This window comes from Allochromatium warmingii (genome assembly GCF_900107145.1).
Lineage (GTDB): Bacteria > Pseudomonadota > Gammaproteobacteria > Chromatiales > Chromatiaceae > Thermochromatium > Thermochromatium warmingii.
In genome coordinates this window covers 25,389-49,815 of sequence record NZ_FNOW01000003.1, presented here as the reverse complement: position 1 = coordinate 49,815, position 24,427 = coordinate 25,389, and the positions used below count along the sequence as shown (strand labels likewise).

Below are 24,427 nucleotides of genomic sequence, written 5' to 3'. Positions count from 1 at the left end.
GATGCACTCACGCCGACAACCGCGCTGGCGCGGCGGTCTGCGGTGTCAACCGCCCCGCTGCTTGCCACTCGGCATAGACGGCGGCAATCGCCATCTCAATCGGCTCTAGCGCGTGTTCACCATTCGGCGTAATCCCCGCTGCTTCCAGCTTGCCCCAGGGTTCATAGCCAATCCGCGCACACAACACCGCCTCGCAGCCGTCGAGTGCGCGAAGCGTCTGCGCCAGCCGATTGTCGGTATCGTCGCACTCTGCCGCGCCTGTGCAGTACAGATCGACCGAACGCACCGCAACACGGCGCACCGCCTCAGCGGTCGCTTCATAGATCAAAAACTCACGGGCATGACCAAAATGCTGGTCGATATGGGTGCCGCTGTGACTGGCTACGGCAACCAGCAGCGGGCGCGTGGTCGGCAGTTTTTGGGGCTGAGGTTGAGCGCGTGGCCGCTCGATCAGCGGCAGCGCCACCAGCACTGAAGGCGACGGCTGACGCGCAGCGGCGCGTTTGGCTTCGATTTCGGCCTGCACTTGAGCGCGGCGCTGCATCGCGGCGGCATAGTCGATTTCGAGCTGTTCGATCTTGTCGAGGGTAAATTCTTGGTTGCGATCCTCGCCGAGCATCCCGACCGCATCAGCGCGACATTGCCGACAATGGCGCATCATCGCCATATCCCCAGCGCAGGCGGTTTGCAGCGCGTCGAGTTCAGCGGTCGTCGGGCTACGCTGGCCCATCAGCCCATAAAACGTACCGTGCTCAGGCTCGGCGATCAACGGCATGACGTTATGCAGAAACGCGCCCTTCGCCTTAATCACGCGGCTGACTTCCGGCAAGTGCGCATCATTGACGCCCGGAATCAGCACCGAATTGACTTTTACCAACACGCCCCGCGCCACCAGTTTTTCTAAGCCTTCTTGCTGGCGCTGAATCAGGATTTCAGCGGCTTTGCGGCCAGTGATACGGCGATGATTCCAGAAAATCCAGGGATAAATCTTCGCCCCAATATCGGGATCAACGCAGTTGATCGTAATGGTGACGTGTTCGATGTTGTATTGACACAATTCATCGACCAGCTCGGGCAGCGCCAAGCCATTGGTCGAGACACACAAGCGGATGTCGGGTGCTTTCTCGGCAAGCTGGCGGAAGGTTTCCAGCGTGCGTTCAGGATTGGCGAGCGGATCGCCCGGGCCAGCGATGCCGAGCACCGTCATCTGTGGAATCGCGGCGGCGACGGCGAGCACTTTTTTCACCGCTTGATCCGGCGTCAACAGCTCCGAAACCACCCCGGGGCGCGATTCATTGGAGCAGTCGTATTTGCGATTGCAGTAATGACATTGGATATTGCACGCTGGAGCGACCGCAACGTGCATCCGCGCATAATGATGATGCGCATCCTCGGAGAAACAGGGATGGGTGTTGATCTTGGCGCGGATCGCCGCTGGCAACTGCGCCAAGCGGTCGGCGGCGGGCGTGCTGCCGCCTGTGGCGCTTGCCCCGTGAATTGATCTGTTTAACTCCAACATGCGGCCTCCGGTCAATCAGGTGTCTGGAGGCGGTTAAGCAAATCATGCGCCAATCTGAATTATTTTTTAAGCGATTGATTCGGAATGCTTTTTTTGACAGGCACTACCGCGCTTGTGAGAAGTGCGACAGGACGGAGCGGGGCGCATGAGACAGGATTAACAGGATGCTTCAGGATGAACAGAATTAAAAATAGTTAAAAAACCAGTATTTAAAGAAATCCTGTCAATTCTGAAACATCCTGTTAATCCTGTCTCAATCGTTCACCTGCGGCGCGAACGCGCTGGACTGTAGAATACGCGCCCGCTTGCTTCATTCTTATCAAATTGCACCGGATAACTACTGTGACCGCACCTCCCGCACCTGAGACCGCATCGCCATTGCTCAACGTGTTGCGCGACCGTCTCGCCGCCACCCGCGAGCTGCTCGACCGGGTGGGCGCTGACACGGAACTCTTGACCGCGACCCTCACCGCTGCCACCCGCACCGCTGAAGCCATTCAACGTGGCGGTACGCTCTTTATCTGCGGCAACGGCGGCAGCGCCGGCGAAGCAACCCATTTGAGCGGCGAACTCATCGGCCCCTTTCTCGATAAACAGCGCCGCCCATTGCCCGCGATTGCGCTCGGCTTCGACACCAGCGCCACCTCAGCCGTCGCCAATGATTTCAGCTTTGATGAAGTCTTTGCCCGCCAACTTGCGGCGCTGGCGCGTCCCGGTGATGTGCTCTGGGCGCTCTCAACTAGCGGGCGTTCGCCCAATATTCGCCGCGTGATCGAAACCGCCGCGAGCCGCTCGGTATTCAGTGTGCTGTTGACCGGCGCACCTCATGCTGAACTACCCGCACAGACCGATCTGGTGCTTGCTGTCCCATCGCGTGAAACGCCGCGCATTCAAGAACTGCATCTGGTGCTCGGGCACTTTTTGTGCGAAGCGGTCGAAGCCTTAAATCGCTAACTGGCGCAATCGCTCAAGACACTTGCAACCGCTACACTGTACTTATCCGGCCACTGCTTTAGCCGACAGGATTTCCGCGATGCACGACTACCAACGTGATCTACTCCAGTTTGCCACCGAGATCGGCGCCCTGCGTTTTGGTGCGTTTACCCTCAAATCGGGCCGCCACAGCCCGTATTTTTTCAACGCCGGTCAGTTCGCCAGCGGTCAGCGTCTCGCCCGTCTCGCGCAGGCCTATGCGCACGGCATTCAAGCCGCTGGCATCGACTTCGATGTGCTCTATGGCCCGGCGTATAAAGGCATTCCGCTCGCCGCCGCAACCGCCGTGCTCTTAGCGACTGAACACGGACGTGATACGCCCTATGCCTTCAATCGCAAAGAAACCAAAGATCACGGCGAGGGCGGTTTAATCGTCGGCACGCCGCTCGCTGGGCGCGTGCTCATCATTGATGATGTCATCACCGCTGGCACCTCGGTGCGTGAATCGGTTGACATCATTCGCGCTGCCGGTGCGATTCCAGTCGGCGTGGTCATCGCCCTCGACCGTCAAGAGCGCGGCCAGAGCACACAGTCCGCTGTACAAGATGTCGAAGCGCAATTCGGCTTGCCCGTTATCAGCTTGCTGACGATGGCCGATCTGATTGCCTATCTTGAAGAAACCCAGATGGATTCCGGCCTGCTGGATGCGATGCGCACCTATCGAACCACCTACGGAATTTAAGCCATGTCATCCCGGGCGCATTCCAGCCAAGCGCGTGCCCAGCAACGCCCGCACGCGGCACTCTGGCTGCTGATGGCGCTGGGATTGGCCTCGACCACAGCGTTGGCGCAGATGCTCTATCGCTGGGTCGATGACCAAGGCACCGTACACTATACCGACAAGGTGCCACCCAATCAGGCCGATAAAGCACGGTCACGGCTATCCGAGCAGGGGATGGTTGTCGAGCGCGTGCCGGGGAAGCTATCTGCTGCCGAACTGGAACAGGCCCGCGCAGCGCAACGCCAGCAGGCTGCCGATCAACAGCTTTTGCGGCGGTATCGCACGATTGAGGATATGGAGTTAGCGCGAGCTGGCCAGATCGCCGGTGCGGAAGCGCGGATTCAAGCCAAACGCAGTCAGATGCGCGACCAGACGCGCACGCTGATTGCGCTCTATCAAGATATGCGGAGCCTGCAACAGGCCGACAAACCGGTTCCCATCGACTTGATGAGCAAGATCGACACGGCCATGACTACCATCCGCGACGGCTACAGCGACATCATCACCAATGAACAGCAAAAACAGGTGATTCAAGCGGAATTTGCCGAGACGCTGGCGCGGTTTCGGGTGCTCCGCCGTCTGCCCGCTGCGCCGCCCGAGCCGAGTAGCGGATCGCAAGCCGATGTTGATACCGTGCCGCTGGTCAATTGTCGCGATCAAGCGCAGTGTCATGCGTATTGGGATCGCGCTGTTGAATATGTCCGCACCCATTCAGATCGGGAATTTGAGGTCTTGGGAACCGGCTTGCTGATTGCGTTTCAGGATGATGAGCGCGAAACCCGTACCTTTACTGTCGCTTGGGCGCAAAAAGCCGCCGATCAGCCGGTGCAGATTTATCTCGATATTCAGTGCAAAAATCGCCGCACCGCCAGTCTGCTGTGCGCCGATGCGACGATACCGACAATGCGGCAGGGCTTTCAGGCGGCAGTGACCGGCGAATCCAGCACGCATCGCCGCTAACTGCTTGAACACGAACAGGCACGCATCCTCGATACTCCATCCAAAAAACAGGTTTGAAAAACACGGCTATGGACAATCACATGACTTTTTTACTGCCCGTTGATGGCTCCGAATCGGCAGATCATGCCGTCAGTTACTTGATCCGCTTGGTCAAGGCGTTTGATGCCGTCACCATCCATCTGCTCACTGTCCGCGATCCGGTCGCCGTCTGGGAAGTGCGGCGCTTTCTCACCGCTGAAGAAATCACCGCCATTCAACGCGCCGAAGGTGAGGCCGAATTGCGCTCAGCGTGCGCGTTATTAGAGGCCGCCGGTTTGCCTTACACGGCTGAAGTGCGTTTTGGCGCGGTCGCCCAGACCATCGCCGACTATGCCGTCGAACAGGGCTGCGAGGTGATTGTGATGGGCAGTCATGGTCGCGGTGGGCTGGCAAAGATGCTAATGGGATCGGTGGCGACCAAAGTCCTCCATCTGACGCATCTGCCCGTAACGCTGGTTCGCTAAAGGTCGCGCAACGTGGATAGCTGGCTATTATTTAAGGCGTTGCTTCTCGGTCTCGTCGAAGGGCTGACCGAGTTTCTGCCGATTTCTTCGACCGGACATCTGATCATCGTCGGCAGTCTACTCGACTATACCGATGAGCAAAGCAAGGTGTTTAAGATCGTCATTCAGCTTGCCGCGATTCTGGCTGTGTGCTGGTTTTATCGCCAACGGCTGACACAGATGGTGATGCGCCTGTGGACGCGCTCGCCGGAACAACGCTTCGCGCTGCATATTCTGATTGCCTTTCTGCCGGCGCTTGTACTCGGCGTGTTCCTGCATTCGCTGATTAAAACCTATCTGTTTAATCCGCTCACCGTCGCCGCTGCGTTAATTGCCGGCGGGGTGCTGATTCTCTATCTGGAACGCCGTCCGCCTCGGGTGCGCTTCACCGAAGTTGAGTCGATCACCTGGCGCGAGGCGCTCAAGGTCGGTTTTGCGCAAACGCTGGCCATGTTCCCCGGCGTCTCGCGTTCGGGCGCGACCATCATGGGCGGCCTGATTTTCGGGCTATCGCGGCAGGCGGCCACTGAGCTGTCGTTTTTTCTCGCCATTCCGACCATGCTTGCCGCGACCGTATACGATGTTTACAAGGCGCGGGATTTGCTGGTGTTCGACGCTCTGCCGGTATTTGCGGTCGGTTTTTTAGCCGCCTTCGTCGCCGCGCTGCTGACGGTCAAGGCGCTGCTGCACTATGTCTCACGTCACAGTTTTGAGGTGTTTGCTTGGTATCGCATCGCCTTTGGCGGGCTGGTGCTGCTGACAGCTTATATGGGCTGGGTCGCTTGGTGAACGCCCGAATTGTCCGAAACCGCACAGCCCAATCTGCCCGACTCAATGCGTAACAGATTGATTTAACTGCATTAAAAAACATGGCCCACTCTATGCTTAACACGACAGTAATCTGTCTGTGGAGTGCGCCATGTTCCCGCTCGATCATCCGGTCATCATCAACGACACCACCCTGCGCGATGGCGAACAGTCAGCCGGGGTGGCGTTTTCGCTCGACGAAAAGCTCGCCATTGCACGCGGTCTCGATGCGCTCGGCGTGCCTGAGCTGGAAATCGGCATTCCGGCGATGGGCGTGGAAGAACGCGAGTCGATCCGCGCTGTCGCGGCATTGGGACTCTCAGCGCAGTTGATGGTGTGGACGCGGATGCTCGCCGACGACATCGCGCAATGCCGCGATCTGGGCGTACAGCGAGTCGATCTCTCAATTCCCTTATCCGATCAACAAATTACCCGCAAGCTCGGGCGCAACCGTGCTTGGGTGCTGGCGCAAATTACCCGCAAAGTGCGGCTCGCGCAGGATTTTGGACTCGAAGTCTGCGTCGGCGGTGAGGATGCTTCGCGGGCCGATCCCGAGTTTCTCTGGCAAGCTGCTGAGACGGCGCAGGCCGCCGGTGCGACGCGCTTTCGCTTCGCCGATACCGTCGGTCTGCTCGATCCCTTTGGCTTGTACGAACGGCTGCGCGATCTGCGGGCGCGGGTTGATCTCGATCTTGAAATGCACGCGCATGATGATCTCGGACTGGCGACCGCGAACACGCTGGCCGCCGTCCGCGCTGGGGCAACGCATGTCAACACAACGGTGCATGGTCTCGGTGAGCGGGCGGGCAATGCTGCGCTTGAAGAAGTGGTCATGGGCCTCAAGCATGTGCATGGGCTGGACTGTGGCGTGGATCTGAAAGACTTTGCCGCGCTCTCGGCGCTGGTAGTGCAGGCATCGGGCAAGCCAGTCGCCTGGCATAAAAGCTTGGTCGGGGCCGGTGCGTTCACGCATGAGGCGGGGATTCATGTTGATGGTTTGCTGAAAGATCCGCTGAATTATCAAGGCGTCGATCCCGCCGAGATCGGGCGGCATCATCGGCTCGTGCTCGGCAAGCATTCGGGACGCCATGCCGTGCAATGTGTTTATGCGGAAACACTGCGCTGTGAACTTAACACCGAGCAAGCCGAGCGCGTATTGCCGCTGGTGCGCCGCTTTGTCACCGAGACCAAGCGTAGTCCTGATAGCGGCGATCTGCGGCGCTTTTTGACTGAAATCGGCGCACCGCATCGCGCCCGCTTGCAATAGGGTCAGACACGATGGATCTACTCGATTTCAGCGGCGAGCCGATGTACTTCGACGAGCCAGTTAGCCCGCAAGTCGAACAATTATTGGCTGAAGCTGCGCACGATTACGGCGAGCCGGACGCCGAATGCGCATTGCTCCGCGCTTATTTTTTGGAGCCACAGCATCTAACCGTGTTAGTTGCGCTCTATCGCTATTTTTATTACCAACATCGCTATGCCGATGCGCTGCTGACAGCGGAACGGGCAATCACAGTCGCCGCGCAACGGCTGAAGCTGCCGCTCGATTGGCGCACGCTCACCGAAGCCGATCTGAACGCCGCCGCACAGGTGTCGATGCCGTTGACGCGCTTTGTGCTGTTTGCGCTCAAGGGCGCGAGTTATCTGCTGCTTCGGCTCGGTGATGCGCCCGCCGCGCTGGAGCGACTCGACCGGCTGGTTGCCCTCGATACGCATGACCGACTCGGCGTGCTAGAACTGCAACAGGTGGCGCACGCGGCCACGGCTCACTCCACTGGAGACGACCCCCATGACGATGACTGATGATGATTTGGAATTTGAGCTAGAGCTGAGTGAATTAGTGAGCGCCGAAGATTTTTTAGATTACTTCGGCATTGATTATCAGCCCGCTGTGGTGCAGGTCAATCGGCTGCATATTTTGCAACGCTTCCATGATTATCTCGGGCAGCTTGATGAATTGCCCGATTCGGTGGCGGCAAAACGGGCGCTGTATACCGACCGCCTGCGCATGGCTTATCACGATTTCCTCACCTCCGATGCGCGTACTGAGAAAGTCTTTCGTGTATTTCGGATGACTGAACCTCGGCGCGTCGCGGTGCCGCTTGCTGAGTTGCTGGAGGGTCATGCCCATGCGACCCGAGTATGACTACGGCGATGCGGTGCGGGTGTTGCGTAATGTGCGCAATGATGGCACCTACCCGGGCGAACCAACCGGCGCGTTGCTGATTCGGCGCGGTAGTACCGGATTCGTGCGCGATGTCGGCACGTTTTTGCAAGATCAGATCATTTATTCGGTGCATTTTCTCGATAGCGACCGCATTGTCGGCTGTCGCGCTGAGGAACTGCAACGCGCCGATGAACCCTGGGTTCCGAGTCGCTTTGAGTTCCGCGATCAGGTCGCCGCTCGGCTACCGCTGGGCATTCAGGGGCGCGTTTTGGTGCAGCCGGGTGAGGTCGGCGAGGTGATTCGCGTGCTACGAGATGCGCCGGGCGGGGTGGCCTATCATGTGCATTTTCCTGACCGCAATACGCTGATTGTGCCAGAGAATGCGTTGAGCGAAGTCGAGGCAGCGGCGGAATAGCTTTCAGCGTTCAGCCGCCAGCATTCAGCGACCAGCTTAAGACCGAACGAGAGTCGATGCCGATGTCCACGCAACCACAGGATTCCACTCCGCCCGCTGCATATCGCTATCACCGCCTGCGGGCGGCGAGTCAGCGATTTCAGTGTCAGTTTGAGGCGTTGGAAACGGCGCAACAGCGCGAAGTCGAGCGGCTCGCCGAGCGGACGTGGGCGCTCGAATCGCGGGTGTTGCGTACCCCTGAAGCCCGCGATACGGTGATTTCTGAACGGCGCTTAACTGAAGCCTGCACTGAGGTGCGGCGGCGCTATGCCGATGAAGCCGAGTTTGTCGCCGATCTCGCCCGCAATGGGCTGGATGTCGCAACACTGCGTTTGGCGTTGCAGCGTGAGTTGATCTTTGATGCGGTGATGATGCGTGTTGGAGCGCGGGCCGCGCCGGTCACGGCTGAGGCGGTGCGGGCATTTTATGATGCACATCCGGCGCAGTTCACTACTCCGGAGCGGCGCACCGTGCGGCACATTTTGATTACGATTAACGCCGATTATCCCGAGAACAGCCGTGAGGCAGCGCGGGCGCGGATTGAACAGCTTGCCGCCGAACTACAGGCACAACCTGATAGCTTTGGTACGCTGGCGCAGCGGCATTCGGAATGCCCGACGGCGCTCGAAGCTGGGCAACTCGGCACGCTGCCGCGAGGGCGGTTGTATCCTGAACTCGATGCGGCGCTGTTTGCGTTGCCAGCCGGCGCGATCAGCGGCGTGCTGGAATCGGAGCTTGGTTTTCATCTGCTCTGGTGCGAGCGCATTGAACCGGCGCGGGTTGTGACGTTTGAACAGGCCGCTTCGCATATCCGTGAACGACTCGAAGCGAGTCAGCAGCAGGCCGCGCAAAAGGACTGGTTGGCGCGGTTGTAGTTGTATCCTAAAGTAGTAGTAGGGTACGCACTGCGTACCCTACTGAAAGCTGAAAACTAGCGGCTGAAAGCTGGAAGCTGAATTTACTCACACCCCTCAGGTGCAGCCTGATGCCAGTGGGTCACATGCTGATAGCGATGCGCGACATTGAGCAAACGCGCTTCCTGAAAATAATTGCCGATAATCTGCAACCCGACCGGCAGCCCAGCGACCGGCTCAACCGGAATCGACATCCCCGGCAAGCCCGCTAGATTCGTCGCAATGGTATAAATATCATTGAGATACATCGCGACCGGATCATCCAGCTTTGACCCCAATGGAAACGCCAGCGTCGGACTCGTCGGCCCCATGATGACATCCACCTGTTCAAAGGCGCGGGTGAAATCCGCAGCAATTAACTGGCGGATTTGCTGCGCTTTCAGGTAATAGGCATCGTAATACCCCGCTGAAAGCACATAGGTGCCGATCATAATGCGTCGCTGCACTTCGGGGCCAAAGCCTTCGGCGCGACTGCGTTTATAAAGATCTTCCAGATCGACCGGATTGGCACAGCGATGTCCGTAGCGTACCCCATCGAATCGCGCCAAATTCGACGAGCATTCCGCAGGCGCAACCACGTAATAGACCGGCACCGATAGGGCACTATTGGGCAGGCTGATTTCGACCAGCTCCGCGCCCAGTGCTTCGTATTCCTTGATCGCGGCCATGACGACATCACCAATCCGCGCATCCAGTCCGGCCCCAAAGTATTCTTTGGGCAAGCCGATGCGCAGACCGTGCAAATCGTCATCCAGCGCATCGACATAATCCGGCACCGGCAGCGCGGCGCTGGTCGCATCGCGCTCATCAAATCCGGCCATCTCATCGAGAATAAAGGCCGCATCTGCCGCCGACCGCGCCATCACGCCCGCTTGATCGAGCGACGAGGCAAAGGCAATCATGCCCCAGCGCGAGCAACGCCCATAGGTCGGCTTGATGCCGGTGATGCCGCACAGCGCCGCCGGTTGGCGAATCGAGCCGCCGGTATCACTCGCGGTGGCCGCTGCGCACAAGCGTGCCGCTACCGCTGCCGCCGAGCCGCCCGACGAGCCGCCCGGCACGCGCGTTGTATCCCAGGGATTTTTTACTGGGCCATACCAGCTCGTCTCATTGCTCGACCCCATCGCAAATTCATCCATGTTGGTCTTGCCGAGCACCACCGCACCTGCTGCCGCCAAGCGTTCCACAATGGTGGCATCATAGGGCGCGATAAAATTATCCAGCATCCGCGATCCACAGCTCGTTCTGAGACCCTGGGTACAAAAAATATCCTTATGCGCAATCGGAATGCCGGTCAGCGGCCCAGCGTCGCCGCGTTTGAGCGTGGCATCAGCGCGGTGCGCCGCATCGAGCGCCGCGTCAGCGGCGACGGTGATAAAGGCATTGAGCGTCGGATCCAGCCGCGCAATACGCTCTAAATAATGCTGCGTCAGCTCGACGCTTGAATAGGTGCGGAGCCGCAAATCGGCGGCCAGTTGCGCAATGGATTTATTCTGCATCAGTCGATGACCTTTGGCACCAGATACAGTCCACCCTCAGTCAACGGGGCAATGGACTGAAAACGTTCGCGTTGATTCGGTTCGCTGGCCAGATCGGGGCGCAGGCGCTGCGCCATGTGCAGCGGATGCGCCATCGGTGTGACCCCAGTGGTGTCAACCGCCGCCATCTGCGCGACTAAATCGAGAATGCGGCTTAGATCGGTGGCATACCGTGTCCGGTCGTCAGGCGCAATCGCCAAACGCGCCAGATGGGCTATCTTGTCAATGTCGGTGCAATCTAGGGACATAGTACAGTCGCCGTTGGCAGTAAAAACGGGTGAAAATAGCATACATTCGCCGCGCCGCCGATGCGATGACCGCACAACAGCGGCGAACGCCTTGCCGATCCCCGTCGGCATTGCTAGATTAGCGCCCCAATCATCCAGGGATCCCGTATCGGAACCGAGACCCGGGCCACTCTCCTCCCTCGGCGACGCCAAACCGATCTAGGCGTTCCTCACCACCCGGAAGGTATCTTTACCGATGCTTTTTAGAAACATTCGCGGAATGTTCTCCAATGATCTATCCATTGATCTGGGGACGGCCAACACGCTGATCTACGCCCGAGGTCGCGGTATTGTGCTCAATGAACCCTCGGTCGTGGCCATTCGGCACGAGCGTCAAGGCGGCACCAAAACGGTCGTCGCCGTCGGTGAAGAAGCCAAGCAGATGCTTGGGCGCACGCCGCAAAATGTGACCGCGATTCGACCGATGAAAGACGGGGTGATCGCTGATTTCACCGTCACTGAAAAAATGTTGCAGTACTTTATTCATAAAGTGCATGAGACCAGCTTTTTGCGCCCGAGTCCTCGGGTGTTGATCTGCGTGCCCTGTGGCTCAACCCAGGTCGAACGGCGGGCGATCAAAGAATCCGCCGCTGGCGCGGGAGCGCGTGAGGTGTATTTGATCGAAGAGCCGATCTCAGCCGCCATCGGTGCTGGATTAGCCGTCCATGAGCCACGCGGCTGCATGGTCATCGACATCGGTGGCGGCACGTCCGAGGTCGCAATTATTTCTTTAAGCGGCATTGTCTATGCCGAATCTGTGCGCATCGGCGGCGATACCTTTGATGATGCGATCATCAATTATGTGCGCCGCAACTATGGCACCCAAATCGGTGAGGCGACCGCCGAGCGCATCAAGCACAATATCGGCTCGGCGTTTCCGGGCAATGAAGTGCTCGAAATTGATGTCAAGGGCCGCAGTCTCGCCGAGGGCGTGCCGCGCAGTTTTACCCTCAACAGCAACGAGATTCTCGAAGCCCTGCAAGAGCCGCTGTCGATGGTGGTGCAGGCGGTGAAAATGGCGCTCGAAAAAACCCCGCCCGAACTCGGCGCGGATGTCGCCGAGCGCGGCATTGTGCTCACCGGCGGCGGTTCGCTGTTGCGCGGCTTTGATCGACTGATCGAAGAAGAAACCGGCTTGCCGGTATTCGTCGCTGAAGATCCGCTCACCTGCGTGGCGCGGGGCGGCGGCGTGGTACTGGAAATGTTCGATACCCAGGAAAGCTCGCTGTTTGCGACTGAATAACCATCCCGAACGATCCCGAATCACCGCCAATCACCCTAGAATCAGTCTGTCACCCTGTCATTCTGCTGACGGCCTGCGCCGAGGATTGCGACCATTAAACCGCTGTTTAACCCTGGCCCTTCTCCGAACGTCCGCGTCATCCTCGCGGTGCTGCTGGCGCTCGGACTGCTGATTGCCGACCATCATCAGCATCATCTGGAGCTGTTGCGCACCACGCTGTCGCTGGTGACCTATCCGCTGCAACTGGCTGCTGATCGCCCCAGTCAGCTTTTTCGTGAGGCGCGGGAACGGTTGGCCGGTCAGGATCAATTGCGTGATGAGAACTCCGGGCTACATCGTGAAAATCTATTGCTCAAAGCGCGGTTGCAGCAATTTGAGTCGATGGAAGCCGAAAACGCCCGACTGCGCGACCTGCTCGGTTCGTCGCTCGATGTTGGCGAGCGGGTGTTGATTGCTGAGATTATGGGCGTCGAGCTGGCCCCATATCGCCAGCAGGTGTTGCTCAATAAAGGCACCAATGCTGGCGTGTTCGTCGGTCAGCCGGTGCTCGATGCCAATGCGGTGATGGGGCAGGTGATTCGCACCAATTCGTTTTCATCGGTGGTGCTGCTGATTACCGACTCCGATCATGCGCTGCCGGTGGAAATCAACCGCAACGGCTTGCGCACCATTGCCGCCGGTACCGGGCCGAATCAGGATCTCGAATTGCTCTATATCCCGAAAAATGCCGATGTGCGCGTCGGCGATCTGCTAGTCACCTCGGGCATGGATGGGCGCTTTCCAGCTGGCTATCCGGTGGCGCGGGTCAAAACCGTGCGCCAAGATCCTGACAATCCGTTTACAACCGTGCTCGCTGACCCAACCGCCCGCCTCGACCGTAGCCGCGAAGTGTTATTAGTGTGGAATCTCAACGAAACCTCGCGCCTGCAAGCGCTGACGGCTGAAGCGTTCCAGCCGCGCGAGATGCCGCAGTGAAGCTGGTCAAAAAGCGTTCGATCAAGCCTGCCTATCAGTTGCAGCAACCGCTGTGGCCGATTCTGCTCACGCTCACGCTGGCGATGTATCTGACCATCCTGCCGATTCCAAGCTGGCCCTGGGATTATCGACCACCCTGGGCGGTGCTCACGATTCTGTTCTGGTGCTTTGCCACGCCGCAGCGCGTCGGCATTTTTACCGCCTTTATCGTCGGGCTGATGCTCGATGTGCTCACTGGCGCGTTGCTCGGACAACACGCGCTGGCGCTCTCGGTCACGGCGTATCTGGCGCTGGTGTTGCGTCCACGTATCCGCATCTTTCCGCCCTGGCAACAAGCTTTCTTTGTCGCCTTGATCCTGCTCGCCGAGCGCCTGCTGACGCTCTGGATCATCGGCGCAACCGGACAGCCGATGCCGGCGCTCACCTACTGGGGTTCGGCGCTGGTCGGCTTGGCATTTTGGCCGCTCATGGCCTGGCTACTGGCTCCATTTGAGCGCCGTCTGGGGCCGGGTTGAACCCCATGCTCGAAAGCAGTCTGGAGGATCGCCAGCGCGAACAGCGGCTGGTGCGCACTCGCGCTCTGGTCTCAGGCGCATTCGTGCTGCTCGGTGTGGGCGCTATTCTCATGCGGCTGTTTCATCTGCAATTAGAGCGCCACGATCATTTTACGGTGCTCTCCACAGAAAACCGCGTCAAAATTCAACCCGTCCCGCCGAATCGCGGCCTGATTTTCGATGCTAAAGGCATTGTGTTAGCGGAAAATCATCCGTCATTTTCATTGGCGATCATGATTGAAAAAGTCGATGACCTCAACGCGACCATTGCCGAACTCAGACACCTGATTCCGATTGAAGAAAGCGATTTAGCGCGGTTTGAACGGCTCAAACGGCAGCGGATGCGTTTTCAGCCGGTGCCAATTCGCCAAAATCTCACCCCCGAAGAAGTCGCCCGCTTTGCAGTCGATGGACATCGCTTTCCCGGCGTTGAAGTACAAGCCGAGTTAATTCGCACCTATCCGCAAGGCTTACTCACCGCGCATGTACTCGGCTATGTCGGGCGCATCAATGAAAAAGAATTAGCCCGCATTGATAAAGGCAATTATGCCGGCACTAATTTTATTGGCAAAAGCGGTGTTGAATTAGCCCATGAAGATGTTTTACACGGAAAAGTTGGACATCAACAAGTCGAAGTCAATGCTCGCGGGCGAATTTTACGCACCCTCTCGAGCACACCACCTGCGCCCGGACAGGATTTATATCTCTATCTTGATATTGGCTTACAACGCGCCGCAACTGCTGCCTTAGGTGAATCACGCGGCGCAATTGTCGCGATTGATCCGCGCAGTGGCGGCGTGCTGGCATTGGTCAGCACGCCGAGTTTTGACCCGAATCTCTTTGTCGAGGGTATCAGCCAAAGTAATTATAATGCCCTGCTCTATTCACCCGATAAACCGCTTTATAACCGCGCTATTCGCGGTCAATATCCGCCCGGCTCAACCATTAAACCCTTTGTCGGTCTCGGCGGGTTATCACTCGGCTTTATTACACCACGTAAAACTACCTATTGCCCCGGGTATTTTTCGCTCCCCGGACAAAAACATCGCTTCCGCTGTTGGCGACGCGGCGGACACGGTACCGTTGATTTAGAACAAAGCATCGTAGAATCCTGTGATGTCTATTTTTATTGGTTAGCCAATCAAATGGGCGTCGATAAGTTGCACGGCTTTCTTGCTGAATTTGGCTTTGGTGAACGGACAGGCGTCGATGTATCCGGTGAATTGCCTGGATTATTACCGTCGCGGGACTGGAAAGAACGGGTACGCAATCAACCCTGGTATCCTGGTGAAACACTGATTATGGGCATCGGTCAAGGCTATTTTTTAGCGACACCGATGCAATTAGCCGCCGCAACTGCCGCATTAGCGAATAAAGGACGGCTGATTCAACCACGTTTAGCCTATGCACGGCGTGTTCCGGGTGCAGATACCGCAACTGTCTTTCCGATGATGAGTCGGCAAATTTCGATTACCAATTCCGGTGATTGGGATATTACGATTGAAAATATGGCTAAAGTGGTTGAAAGTCAGCGCGGCACTGGTAAACGCATTCGCTCAAATGATTACCGCATCGCCGGCAAAACCGGCACCTCACAGGTATTCACCATCGGGCAAAAAGAACGCTATGACGCGACCAAAATCTCGGAATTACTCCGCGATCACGCGCTTTTTATTGCTTTTGCGCCGGTTGAAGATCCGCGTATTGCAGTCGCCGTGCTGGTTGAAAATGGCGGTTCTGGTGGTGCGACCGCTGCCCCCATTGCGCGGCGCGTAATTGACGCCTATCTCGGCGGTACCCCGCTGCCCGAAGTGCCTACCGAGGTTGTTGATGGCGATTAATCCGTTAGATTCGCGCTTTAATTGGCAAGTTGATGCGCCCGAAAATGGCTGGTTACGACGACTGCATATTGATGCGCCCTTGATGACTGGCTTGCTTGCGTTGTGCGGATTTGGGCTAGTCGTGCTCTATAGCGCCGGTGATCATGAATGGATTGTGATTGAACGGCAGGTCATTCGTCTCGGAATGGCGTTTGCATTCATGCTGGCGATTGCGCAAATTCATTCGCGTCAGTTAAAACGTTGGTCATTGGCGCTCTATGGATTTGGCGTGCTGATGTTAATTGCCGTGCTGATTGTTGGTGATATTGGCAAGGGCGCACAGCGTTGGCTCGATTTTGGTATAGTGCGATTTCAGCCGTCGGAAATACTCAAGCTCGCAGTCCCAATGACCGTGGCTTGGGTCTTATCGCGCCAACGTCTACCACCGCGCTGGCCGAGTTTATTATTAGCGGCAATTTTGACTATGATTCCAGTCGGGTTAATTGCCAAACAGCCCGATTTAGGCACCTCACTGCTCGTTGTTAGTGCTGGTATCACGGTGCTCTTTATCGCTGGATTAAGTTGGCGCATGATTACCGGACTCGCTGCAATTGCTGGAGCGGTTGCGCCAGTAGTCTGGATGAATATGCACGGCTATCAGCGAGCGCGGGTGCTGACTTTTATGAATCCTGAGGCCGATCCATTGGGCACCGGATATCATATTATTCAATCGCAAATTGCGATTGGTTCAGGTGGACTCTCAGGGAAAGGCTGGCTGCATGGTACGCAGTCCCATCTGGAATTTTTACCCGAGCGGCATACCGATTTTATCTTTGCCGTCATTGGCGAAGAGTTCGGGTTTACTGGAATTGTCGCGCTGATGGTGATTTATTTGTTTATTATTGGGCGCGGTTTGATGATTGCGGCACGGGCACAAGATAATTATGAGCGCCTGCTGGCTGGTGGGCTAACGCTGGTATTTTTTATCTATCTTTTTGTGAATACCGGCATGGTGACCGGACTTTTACCTGTGGTCGGTGTGCCGCTTCCGTTAATTAGTTATGGTGGCACGTCAATGGTCACATTGATGGCTGGTTTTGGTATGTTAATGTCGATTGAAACACATCGCGCTAAACAATAAATTGATAAACAAAAAATCGACAAATCAACTAAAAGCTTGATCGCTATGCGCTATCCAGTCTTATTTATTGTGAGTCTGTTGCTGCTTATCTTAGCGGGTTGTGCCAGTCAGGGTGAACTCGATGAAGCTGCAATCATGCGGATTCCCGATGCGGTGCCAAAATTTGAGCCGTTGGCTAAATCCGGTAATCCCGAATCCTATGTGGTATTAGGGCAGCGGTATTTCACGCAAAAATCAGCACGCGGCCATGTCGAGCGCGGCCAAGCGTCTTGGTATGGCCGTCCATTTCATGGTCGCCAAACGAGTAGCGGCGAAATTTACGATATGTATGCGATGAGTGCTGCACACAAAACGCTGCCGCTGCCAACCTATGTGCGCGTCACTAATCTGGAAAATGGTCGCAGTATCATTGTGCGGCTGAATGATCGCGGCCCGTTTCATGCAGATCGCGTGATCGACCTTTCGTACACGGCGGCGGTGAAATTAGGGCTAAAACGCAGCGGCACGGCGTTGGTCGAAGTGCGCACGGTTGAGCCGAAACGCCCTGTGTGGGATGTGCTGGCGGGACGGGATTAGCTGTTAGCTGCCAGTGAGCGGTCGGCGCAAAACTGAAACACTGTGCCATTTTTGCGATTTGAAGAGTAAAATGCGCCACAATCTTTCTCTTGCGACTTTAGCGTTGTGGATACCGTTTTAATGAAACCCTCTTTACACTCTTTGCTTCTATGGTTGCTGCTCTGTGTGTGCGCAGTGCCGGTCATGGCGCAACCGACGACTCCAGCGCCGCCGGAGCTCGATGCGCGTGGCTATTTGCTGGTCGATTTCCATACCGGCAAGACATTAGCTGAACTGAATGCCGATGAGCGGCTTGAGCCGGCGAGTTTGACCAAAATTATGACGGCTTATGCGGTGTTCCGTGAATTAGCGGCACAGCGGATTAAACTCGATGATCAGGTATTGGTCAGTGAAAAAGCTTGGCGCACTGGCGGCTCGAAAATGTTTATCGAAGTCGGTAAGCGTGTCAGTTTAGAAGATTTGCTTAAAGGCATGATTATTCAGTCGGGCAATGATGCGAGTGTTGCGCTGGCAGAATATGTCTCGGGGAATGTCGAGTCTTTCGCGAATTTAATGAACGCGCATGCGCAACGTCTTGGTATGACGCACAGTCATTTCACCAATCCGAATGGTTTACCCGACCCAGAACTCTATACAACCGCTCGCGATATGGCGCGAGTGGCGGTGGCATTAATTCGTGAGTTTCCCGAATATTATGCGTGGTATTCCAATTTGGAATTTACCTATAATGGCATCACGCAGCCGAATCGAAATCCATTGTTACGGCGCGATCCGTCAGCCGATGGCATTAAAACTGGCTATACCAAAGCAGCGGGATATTGTTTAATCGGTTCAGCGAAACGCGATGATATGCGTTTGATTTCGGTAGTGATGGGATCATCGAGTCCACGGGCGCGTGCTGAAGCGAGTTTGGCATTATTGAATTATGGTTTTCGCACCTATGAAAGCCATAAGCTTTATCCAGTTGGTCAGCCAATTGAAAATTTGCGTGTATGGTTTGGTGAGCAGGAAACACTGGCCGCCGGGCCAGAACGCGATGTGGTTGCGACTATTCCGCGTGGTCAATATGACAAGCTGAGTGCGCGGCTTGAAAAAACCCCCGATTTAAATGCTCCGATTGCGCAGGGTGAACGACTCGGTGAGGTGGTGATTGCATTAGGTACAGAAGAAGTCACGCGCATTCCATTGGTTGCGCTGCAAGAATTACCGAAGGGCGGTCTTTGGCGATATGCTAAAGACAGCTTTTTGCGGATGTTTTAATAGCATGACCGCTGAACACGCAACACTATTAACCTTTCCGTGTCGCTTTGCAATTAAAGCGATGGGGCCAGCTAAGCGCGGGCTGGAGGCAGTGGTAGTCGAGATCGTCAGCCGTCACGCGGCGGGCGTCGATGAAACGGCGCTGTCGGTGCGCGAGAGCCGAGGCGGCAATTGGATTGCAGTCACCCTGACTTTTGAGGCGCACAGCAAACCCCAGCTCGACGCCATCTATCGGGAATTAAGCGCCCATGAACTCGTTGCGTGGGCGCTGTGAATCGCACGCTGCCGCCGTTGCGGGTGCAAATATTCCACGAATTGCAGGATTATGCGACGACCTGGGCGGCGATGCGGGCGTTTACTGCGACCCGCACCGCAACCACGCCCGATGAACTCTGGTTGCTCGAACATCCGCCACTGTTTACGCTCGGTCAGGCGGGGCGTCCCGAACATCTGCTCGCTCCGGGCGCGATTCCAGTGTTTCAGACGGATCGCGGTGGTCAAGTGACCTATCATGGCCCGGGGCAACTTGTTGCATATTTGCTACTCGATTTGCGGCGAGCGGGTATCGGTATCAAGCGGCTCGTGGCGCAACTGGAACAAGCGGTGATGCTGTTGTTAGCACAATACGGTGTTCAGAGTGAGCGTCGCGTGAATGCGCCGGGCGTCTATGTCGCTGAGGCGAAAATTGCGGCGCTTGGATTGCGCGTGCGGCAGGGGTGTTGTTATCACGGCGTGGCGCTTAATGTTGATATGGATTTAGCGCCATTTCAGCGCATCAATCCCTGTGGTTATTCCGGCCTAGCGGTGACGCAATTAGCTGATTTCTGCCCGAGTATTCAATTTGCTGATGTGCGGCAGGCATTGAGTACCCAATTACAGAGCACAATTTTAGCGTTTAGCAACCCGCTTGCGGCTTCCAGCTTTCAGCACTAATGAGTGGCGCGAGTCGATTATTCACGGTGCTTTTATATGGTCTCAAATGCCGTTGCATGTTGTGACGGTTTCAATCAATCATGCTCTCTCATCAACATACAGGAAAACCGATGTTTCATCCTATTATGCGTTCTACGCGGCTCACTGCATTAGCACTCGCTGCGTTATTAGCACTCATGCTCGCTCCAGCTTTGGTGCTGGCTGACGAGGACGGTATTTTTATTGAAACCGTCAATCGCAGTTCGGGATTGAGCGGTGAGGAACCGACTGAAGAAATTAGTCACACCTTTGTTGCATACGGCAAAATGAAGGTGGCAAGTGCTGATCCGAATGGAACCGATATGATCCTCGATCCGGCGACCGGTGATATGCTGTTTATGAATCGCGGCGTCAAAGAGTTTTATAAAATCAATACCAAAAGCATGATGGAAGGTATGTCTAAGCCAGGCATGGATCAAATGCGTGCCATGATGGAACAAACCCAGATCACCGTTGAAGTGACCGATGAAACACGCACAATCAATGGCTGGAATTGTCGTAAATATCGCGTCACTAAAACCGGCATGATGGATATTGAGCAGGAAATTTGGGCGACTGAAGAGGTAGATTTAAAAGAATTGGAGCGTTATACCGATTTAATGAGTCTATCTGGCCCAGATGGTTTGTTGGCCAATTCTGACGCCGGTCGCGCACAACAAGCCGAAATGGATAAAGTTAAGGGTTATCCTATTTTAACCAAATCCAAAATGCAGCTGATGGGCACGGATATGGAAAGCGAAAGCGAAGTGCGCGTGATTCGCCGTGAGTCAATGGCAGCGAGTCAGTTTGAAATTCCGGCTGATTATAAGGAACGGCAGATGGATGCGCCTGATGCTGCTGGAGCCGCTGGTGCTCCGGCTGGACATCCCTGAGTTTATAAGGTTGGGTTGCCAAAGGCGGCAACCCAATTTTTTCGCGGTTGGTTAATTGCTGGCGGCTGGACGCCAAACACATGTCGAATCAGCGCCCCGAACGCTTCAAAAAGCGTGTCTATAATCTCGCGGGACTTGACACGATTAGGGCACTAACTACTTGCAAACCGCGCCACCAAATCAGGCCGAAAATGCGCCACACCTTCCAGAATCCCCGCCGCATAATTGCCATTGAGTCCGCGCCAGCCGCGCGCACAATAAAGCTGATCGCACAACCCCAGCACCGCCGACTGCACCTGTGCCATCTCGCGCACCTCCGGTGCAGCATTGGCAACCAGAATCGCCCGCACTGGACTGACCAACACCTCCAGATCATTGCCGCTATCACCGGCAAACAGCGTGCTGTCGAGCGTATGTCCAGTGCGCCGCATCAAATACTCGATAGCATGGCGTTTAGACGCATTCAGCGGCAACACATCGAGCAAGCCCACACCGGCGGCCTCGTCAACACTCCAAATCAGATTCGCACCACTTCCCTGCGCCGCTAACCGCGCCCGAATCTGCGCCCGCAGTGCCGCCACATCGAGTTCGAGTGGCGTGTAATAACTGAGCTTAAACGGCCCCTGCTTGTCTGGTTCCTGTAAGCGCAGTTGCGCCATATCCGCCAGCCATTCGGCAATCATCGCTGGCCCGGCCCAATCGCTGGCAAATTCCGTCTCCCATTCGCGCACCCGCTCCCAACCACTGCCGACCTTGACCAGCAAACTGGTTCCAACATCAGCGATGATGAAATCCGGCACCGGCACCGCATAATCCGCAATCGCCGCCTCAATCAGCACCTGATGGCGTCCGGTCACATAGGCCAGCGTCACATCAGGTTCCGCAACCAGCTGCGCAAACAACGGACGCGCTTGCGGGGATTCCGGTTGCTGTCCATTCGGCAGCAGCGTGCGATCTAAGTCAGTACAGAGCAGCAGTGGGCGGGTGTTCATGCGCTCACCTCCGGCACGCGGCAGGTGCGGAAAAAGTCATAATACTCAATGGCTTCCAGAATCCCCTTTGCATGGGCCTGCTGCGCAAAATAAATCCGGTCGAGTTCGGCAAGCTGCGATAACTCTTCGTGATGACGATTCGCCACCACCACCGCCAACGTATTGCCGCGCATCATGTCCTCATCCGCGCCCGAACCGCCGACCACCAACACCTGTTCCAGCGGAATGCCGAAGCGATGCGCCACATAGCGCACCGCCTGCCCCTTGCTGGCGCGAATCGGCACGATGTCGAGAAACTGTCCAAACGCATGAATCACGTTGACGCTCAGTTCGCAGGTGCGCAACAGCGTGGCGATGTCGTCCACCGCAGGTGCAACTGTCGGATCATAGTGATAGGAAATCTTGAAGCGGCTCTGTTCAATCTGGCGTTGTGGCACCAGTCCGGGCACCTCAGCCAGCGCCCGCCGCACCGCACGCGGCTGCCAGAGATAATCGACATGATCGGCCCAGTAATCATCGAGCACCAATTGCCCGCTGTAGTGAATCTCGGTGCCAAGACTGGTAATCAGCACATCCGGCACCGGAATGCTGTGGCGCTTGAGTTCAATCAACACCGAATCGAGCCGCCGTCCAGTGACAATGCCGAAATTCGCGCAGCGTTTATTGCGCTTCATCATCGCCACAAATTGTTCCACGCCCTCGGGATCGCCGAGCAGACTTTGATCGAGATCGGTAAACAACGCCCGATCGCGATAGACCAGTGCGCGGCGCATCGGCGGCGTGTCTGGGATGTGCTCATGGCGTTCCGCCAGCGGGCCGATCAAAGCGCGATAACGTTCGGCATGAGCCTGCCACGAATAGAACCGCCGCACACCAGCTAGACCGTTCTGTGAATAGGTCGTCCAGAGCGTGCGGTCTTCCAAGATCGTCAACAGCGCCTCGGCAATCGCCGTGCGGTCGAGCGGATCGACCAACAGCCCGTTATGACAATTCCCGATAATATCGACCGGGCCGCCGTTCTCGGTGGCCACCAACGGCAAGCCGGTTGCCGCCGCTTCCAGCAGCGTCAGCCCGAATGGTTCGGTGAGTGCCGGATTGATAAACACGCCACCCGAACGCGCCACCAGCCGATAAATTTCCGGCACCTCGTCGGCGCTGTGATGTTTCGGCACTGCGACCTGACCATAGAGATCATAGGCATCAATAGTAATCAGCAGATCGGTCAGCACCGTGCGTGCGCCCTCGTCGAGATCGCGGATGTCATCGCGGTTGCCAGCGACAATCAGCAGATTCGCCCGCTCGCGCAAACGCGGATGCTCGGCATAGGCTTCGACCAGCGCGACGATATTTTTGCGATGATCGGCCCGTGAGAGCGCCAAAATTAGCGGTTTATCCGGCTCATCGAGAAACCGCTCGATGTCTTCGGCAAAGGGCGGCGGCGGATCGGTATCCGTCGGCGGATGAAATTGTTTGAGATCCGTGCCCGGCGGAATCACACACATCCGCTCCGGCAGGTAATAATCGTAGAGGCCGTATTGCTCTTCGATTTCGTTGTGCGTGCTGGTAATCACTAATTCAGCACTGGCGAGCGTGGTTTCTTCTGCGTCAATGCGGCGCAGCATGTTATAGCGGGCGTCAATTTGATCGCTATCGAGACCAGCAGCCAGCAACCGCTGGCGCTTATCGCGTCCGAGAGAATGGCCGGTGTGAACCAGCGGCACACCGATTAGATTAGCCAGCCGCGCCCCGACATACCCGGCATCAGCATAATGACTGTGTACGATGTCCGGCCACTGACCCTGTTCATGCAGCAGCGCGGTGAGCGTATCAACCAAGCTATCGAGATGATCCCAAAGCTGTTCTTTGGGCAGATACCCGTCCGGGCCGGCATCGAGGCGGAGAATCCGCACGCGGTCGCTGAGTGATTCCAGCGGCGCGGCATAATCGGCACTCACTGCCGGATCGACTACGCGCCGCGTCACCAAATCAACCCGCGACACATCAGCGCGTTCACCCAGAGCGCGGGCCAAATCGACCACATATTTGGTTTGGCCGCCGGTATCGGCGTCGCGTCCGAGTTCGAGATCATGGCCTCGGATCAAGCCGTGAATACTGAGCATCAAAATATACATTGGGTGAAATCTCCCCGTTTTTTGGCGACCGCGACGAGCGGTGCCTCTCCAAATGTGTCACAGCACTAAAACCGGACGCCGCCGCTTTGTTGTAAAGATGTAACAGGCGCGATTCGCGGTCAACAACTTGATTCGGCTTGAGTTCAAGGCCGGTGTCGTGTCACGGATCTTGCCTTTCAGCGAAAAATGTTGTAAATATGCAGCGAATGTATAAAAAGTTGCACTTCAAGCGGCGTTTGTCGGCTAAAATGTCTCGGTCGTCACAACGACCCGTTTTTTTGTGTCGCCTCCGGATGCCGACGGTTTGCAACAGATCGGCGCTCACCGCGCAGCAGCGGATGCGATGATGCCAGTCTCTCCTACCACCTAAATGGGAAGCTCATAAAATGCGCCAACACAGTGTTGTAAAACGCCTGTCCGCCCTCGCAATTCCGGTTGTCGCAGCCATGCTGTCAACCTCAGCAGTGCTGGCCGGCGGCTATGATGACGAGCACTTTTGGTCAGCCAAGCCCGAACGTCAAGCTTGGGTCACGAATTACGACAAATGCTGGCAGAGTATACACGGTTCAGATGAACTCGAACCCTGCTACGGCGGCGTGTCCGATGAAGCCGCGCCCAAAGATTTCACCGTGCGCTTGAATTTTGAGTTCGATAAATACCGCATCGAAAATGTCGTCAGTGATAACGAACTGCGTCGCTTAGATGACTATATCGAAAAGGTCAAGAACTCTTCGGTGCGCGAGCGCATTTCCATGACCGGCCATACCGACGCCAAAGGCTCGGATGCCTACAACTATCAACTCGGTCTGCGTCGTGCGCAAGCCGTGCAAGATTACATGATTAGCCGAGGTATTCCGGCGGAAGACATCATCTCCGTTGACAGCCGTGGCAAGTCCGAGATGCTCTCCGGCGTCGATATTTTCTCCGTTGAACAGCGTCGCGTGCGGATCAAAGCCGAATACTAAGCGCCTGCCGTTTGCGCGAG

Annotated in this window: 26 protein-coding genes; 21 read left to right on the top strand and 5 right to left on the bottom strand. The window is 56.5% G+C overall.

The features are described from left to right. Positions 1-7: 7 nt before the first annotated feature. Entirely contained in the window at positions 8-1,519 is a 1,512-nt protein-coding gene (gene nifB / locus BLW10_RS01500) for a nitrogenase cofactor biosynthesis protein NifB (RefSeq protein WP_091331787.1), read from the bottom strand. Between the two features lie 342 nt (positions 1,520-1,861). Here nifB and BLW10_RS01495 point away from each other — a divergent pair, with 342 nt between their 5' ends. The 10 genes from BLW10_RS01495 to nifM all read left to right on the top strand — a co-directional run bounded on the left by BLW10_RS01495 (position 1,862) and on the right by nifM (position 9,041). Continuing rightward, positions 1,862-2,473, top strand: a complete 612-nt coding sequence (locus tag BLW10_RS01495) for a D-sedoheptulose-7-phosphate isomerase (RefSeq protein WP_177168957.1) — start codon at positions 1,862-1,864, stop codon at positions 2,471-2,473. A 79-nt stretch (positions 2,474-2,552) separates the two neighbouring features. Further along, on the top strand, positions 2,553-3,194 hold the full coding sequence (gene pyrE / locus BLW10_RS01490; RefSeq protein WP_091331785.1) for an orotate phosphoribosyltransferase: 642 nt from the start codon (positions 2,553-2,555) through the stop codon (positions 3,192-3,194). 3 nt (positions 3,195-3,197) lie between these two features. Continuing rightward, positions 3,198-4,193: a DUF4124 domain-containing protein gene (locus tag BLW10_RS01485; RefSeq protein WP_091331784.1), complete on the top strand. Its 996-nt coding sequence runs from the start codon at positions 3,198-3,200 to the stop codon at positions 4,191-4,193. Positions 4,194-4,273: 80 nt separating this feature from the next. Next, positions 4,274-4,696, top strand: a complete 423-nt coding sequence (locus tag BLW10_RS01480) for a universal stress protein (protein WP_091331895.1) — start codon at positions 4,274-4,276, stop codon at positions 4,694-4,696. A gap of 12 nt (positions 4,697-4,708) precedes the next feature. Continuing rightward, positions 4,709-5,524, top strand: a complete 816-nt coding sequence (locus tag BLW10_RS01475) for an undecaprenyl-diphosphate phosphatase (protein WP_091331782.1) — start codon at positions 4,709-4,711, stop codon at positions 5,522-5,524. A gap of 130 nt (positions 5,525-5,654) precedes the next feature. Beyond that, positions 5,655-6,809: a homocitrate synthase gene (gene nifV / locus BLW10_RS01470; RefSeq protein WP_091331780.1), complete on the top strand. Its 1,155-nt coding sequence runs from the start codon at positions 5,655-5,657 to the stop codon at positions 6,807-6,809. A gap of 11 nt (positions 6,810-6,820) precedes the next feature. Continuing rightward, the gene (locus BLW10_RS01465) at positions 6,821-7,348 is read left to right on the top strand and encodes a hypothetical protein (RefSeq protein ID WP_091331778.1); all 528 of its coding nucleotides are present in this window, start codon (positions 6,821-6,823) and stop codon (positions 7,346-7,348) included. Then, a complete protein-coding gene (gene nifW / locus BLW10_RS01460; RefSeq protein ID WP_091331776.1) occupies positions 7,341-7,691 on the top strand; it encodes a nitrogenase-stabilizing/protective protein NifW in 351 nt (116 codons plus the stop codon). Before BLW10_RS01465 ends, nifW begins: the two co-directional genes overlap by 8 nt. After that, entirely contained in the window at positions 7,675-8,127 is a 453-nt protein-coding gene (locus BLW10_RS01455) for a nitrogen fixation protein NifZ (RefSeq protein WP_091331774.1), read from the top strand. Before nifW ends, BLW10_RS01455 begins: the two co-directional genes overlap by 17 nt. Before the next feature lie 62 nt (positions 8,128-8,189). Continuing rightward, the gene (gene nifM / locus BLW10_RS01450; protein ID WP_091331894.1) at positions 8,190-9,041 is read left to right on the top strand and encodes a nitrogen fixation protein NifM; all 852 of its coding nucleotides are present in this window, start codon (positions 8,190-8,192) and stop codon (positions 9,039-9,041) included. 83 nt (positions 9,042-9,124) lie between these two features. Here nifM and gatA read toward each other — a convergent pair whose 3' ends face one another. Next, complete coding sequence (gatA, locus tag BLW10_RS01445) at positions 9,125-10,579, bottom strand: Asp-tRNA(Asn)/Glu-tRNA(Gln) amidotransferase subunit GatA (protein WP_091331773.1); 1,455 nt, start codon at positions 10,577-10,579, stop codon at positions 9,125-9,127. Beyond that, on the bottom strand, positions 10,579-10,866 hold the full coding sequence (gene gatC, locus BLW10_RS01440; protein ID WP_091331892.1) for an Asp-tRNA(Asn)/Glu-tRNA(Gln) amidotransferase subunit GatC: 288 nt from the start codon (positions 10,864-10,866) through the stop codon (positions 10,579-10,581). Before gatC ends, gatA begins: the two co-directional genes overlap by 1 nt. 235 nt (positions 10,867-11,101) lie before the next feature. Between gatC and BLW10_RS01435 the strand changes: the two genes are divergently transcribed. The 10 genes from BLW10_RS01435 to BLW10_RS01390 all read left to right on the top strand — a co-directional run bounded on the left by BLW10_RS01435 (position 11,102) and on the right by BLW10_RS01390 (position 20,318). Continuing rightward, entirely contained in the window at positions 11,102-12,148 is a 1,047-nt protein-coding gene (locus BLW10_RS01435) for a rod shape-determining protein (RefSeq protein WP_091331771.1), read from the top strand. Positions 12,149-12,232: 84 nt separating this feature from the next. After that, positions 12,233-13,123, top strand: a complete 891-nt coding sequence (mreC, locus tag BLW10_RS01430; protein WP_342707495.1) for a rod shape-determining protein MreC — start codon at positions 12,233-12,235, stop codon at positions 13,121-13,123. Further along, entirely contained in the window at positions 13,120-13,638 is a 519-nt protein-coding gene (mreD, locus tag BLW10_RS01425; protein ID WP_091331767.1) for a rod shape-determining protein MreD, read from the top strand. Before mreC ends, mreD begins: the two co-directional genes overlap by 4 nt. 5 nt (positions 13,639-13,643) lie before the next feature. Next, positions 13,644-15,518, top strand: a complete 1,875-nt coding sequence (mrdA, locus tag BLW10_RS01420; RefSeq protein WP_091331765.1) for a penicillin-binding protein 2 — start codon at positions 13,644-13,646, stop codon at positions 15,516-15,518. Next, the gene (rodA, locus tag BLW10_RS01415) at positions 15,508-16,638 is read left to right on the top strand and encodes a rod shape-determining protein RodA (protein ID WP_091331763.1); all 1,131 of its coding nucleotides are present in this window, start codon (positions 15,508-15,510) and stop codon (positions 16,636-16,638) included. The genes mrdA and rodA overlap by 11 nt, the downstream gene beginning before the upstream one ends. 45 nt (positions 16,639-16,683) lie before the next feature. Continuing rightward, positions 16,684-17,214, top strand: a complete 531-nt coding sequence (locus BLW10_RS01410) for a septal ring lytic transglycosylase RlpA family protein (protein ID WP_091331890.1) — start codon at positions 16,684-16,686, stop codon at positions 17,212-17,214. Between the two features lie 120 nt (positions 17,215-17,334). Further along, positions 17,335-18,474, top strand: coding sequence for a D-alanyl-D-alanine carboxypeptidase family protein (locus BLW10_RS01405; RefSeq protein ID WP_091331761.1), 1,140 nt, complete (start codon positions 17,335-17,337; stop codon positions 18,472-18,474). A gap of 4 nt (positions 18,475-18,478) precedes the next feature. Beyond that, on the top strand, positions 18,479-18,748 hold the full coding sequence (locus tag BLW10_RS01400) for a YbeD family protein (protein ID WP_091331759.1): 270 nt from the start codon (positions 18,479-18,481) through the stop codon (positions 18,746-18,748). Continuing rightward, positions 18,745-19,407, top strand: a complete 663-nt coding sequence (lipB, locus tag BLW10_RS01395) for a lipoyl(octanoyl) transferase LipB (protein ID WP_091331888.1) — start codon at positions 18,745-18,747, stop codon at positions 19,405-19,407. The genes BLW10_RS01400 and lipB overlap by 4 nt, the downstream gene beginning before the upstream one ends. Positions 19,408-19,517: 110 nt before the next feature. Further along, a complete protein-coding gene (locus BLW10_RS01390) occupies positions 19,518-20,318 on the top strand; it encodes a DUF4412 domain-containing protein (RefSeq protein ID WP_091331757.1) in 801 nt (266 codons plus the stop codon). 152 nt (positions 20,319-20,470) lie between these two features. Here the strand turns inward: BLW10_RS01390 and BLW10_RS01385 are convergent, their stop codons facing one another. Together BLW10_RS01385 and BLW10_RS01380 are read right to left on the bottom strand one after the other, a co-directional pair. Next, positions 20,471-21,310 carry an HAD-IIB family hydrolase gene (locus BLW10_RS01385; RefSeq protein ID WP_091331755.1) on the bottom strand — a complete coding sequence of 280 codons (840 nt, stop codon included), beginning with the start codon at positions 21,308-21,310 and terminating at the stop codon, positions 20,471-20,473. Beyond that, on the bottom strand, positions 21,307-23,442 hold the full coding sequence (locus BLW10_RS01380; RefSeq protein ID WP_091331753.1) for an HAD-IIB family hydrolase: 2,136 nt from the start codon (positions 23,440-23,442) through the stop codon (positions 21,307-21,309). The genes BLW10_RS01385 and BLW10_RS01380 overlap by 4 nt, the downstream gene beginning before the upstream one ends. Before the next feature lie 386 nt (positions 23,443-23,828). On the opposite strand from BLW10_RS01380, the gene BLW10_RS01375 reads away from it, so the two are divergent. Further along, on the top strand, positions 23,829-24,407 hold the full coding sequence (locus BLW10_RS01375; RefSeq protein ID WP_091331751.1) for an OmpA family protein: 579 nt from the start codon (positions 23,829-23,831) through the stop codon (positions 24,405-24,407). The last annotated feature ends 20 nt before the right edge of the window (positions 24,408-24,427 follow it).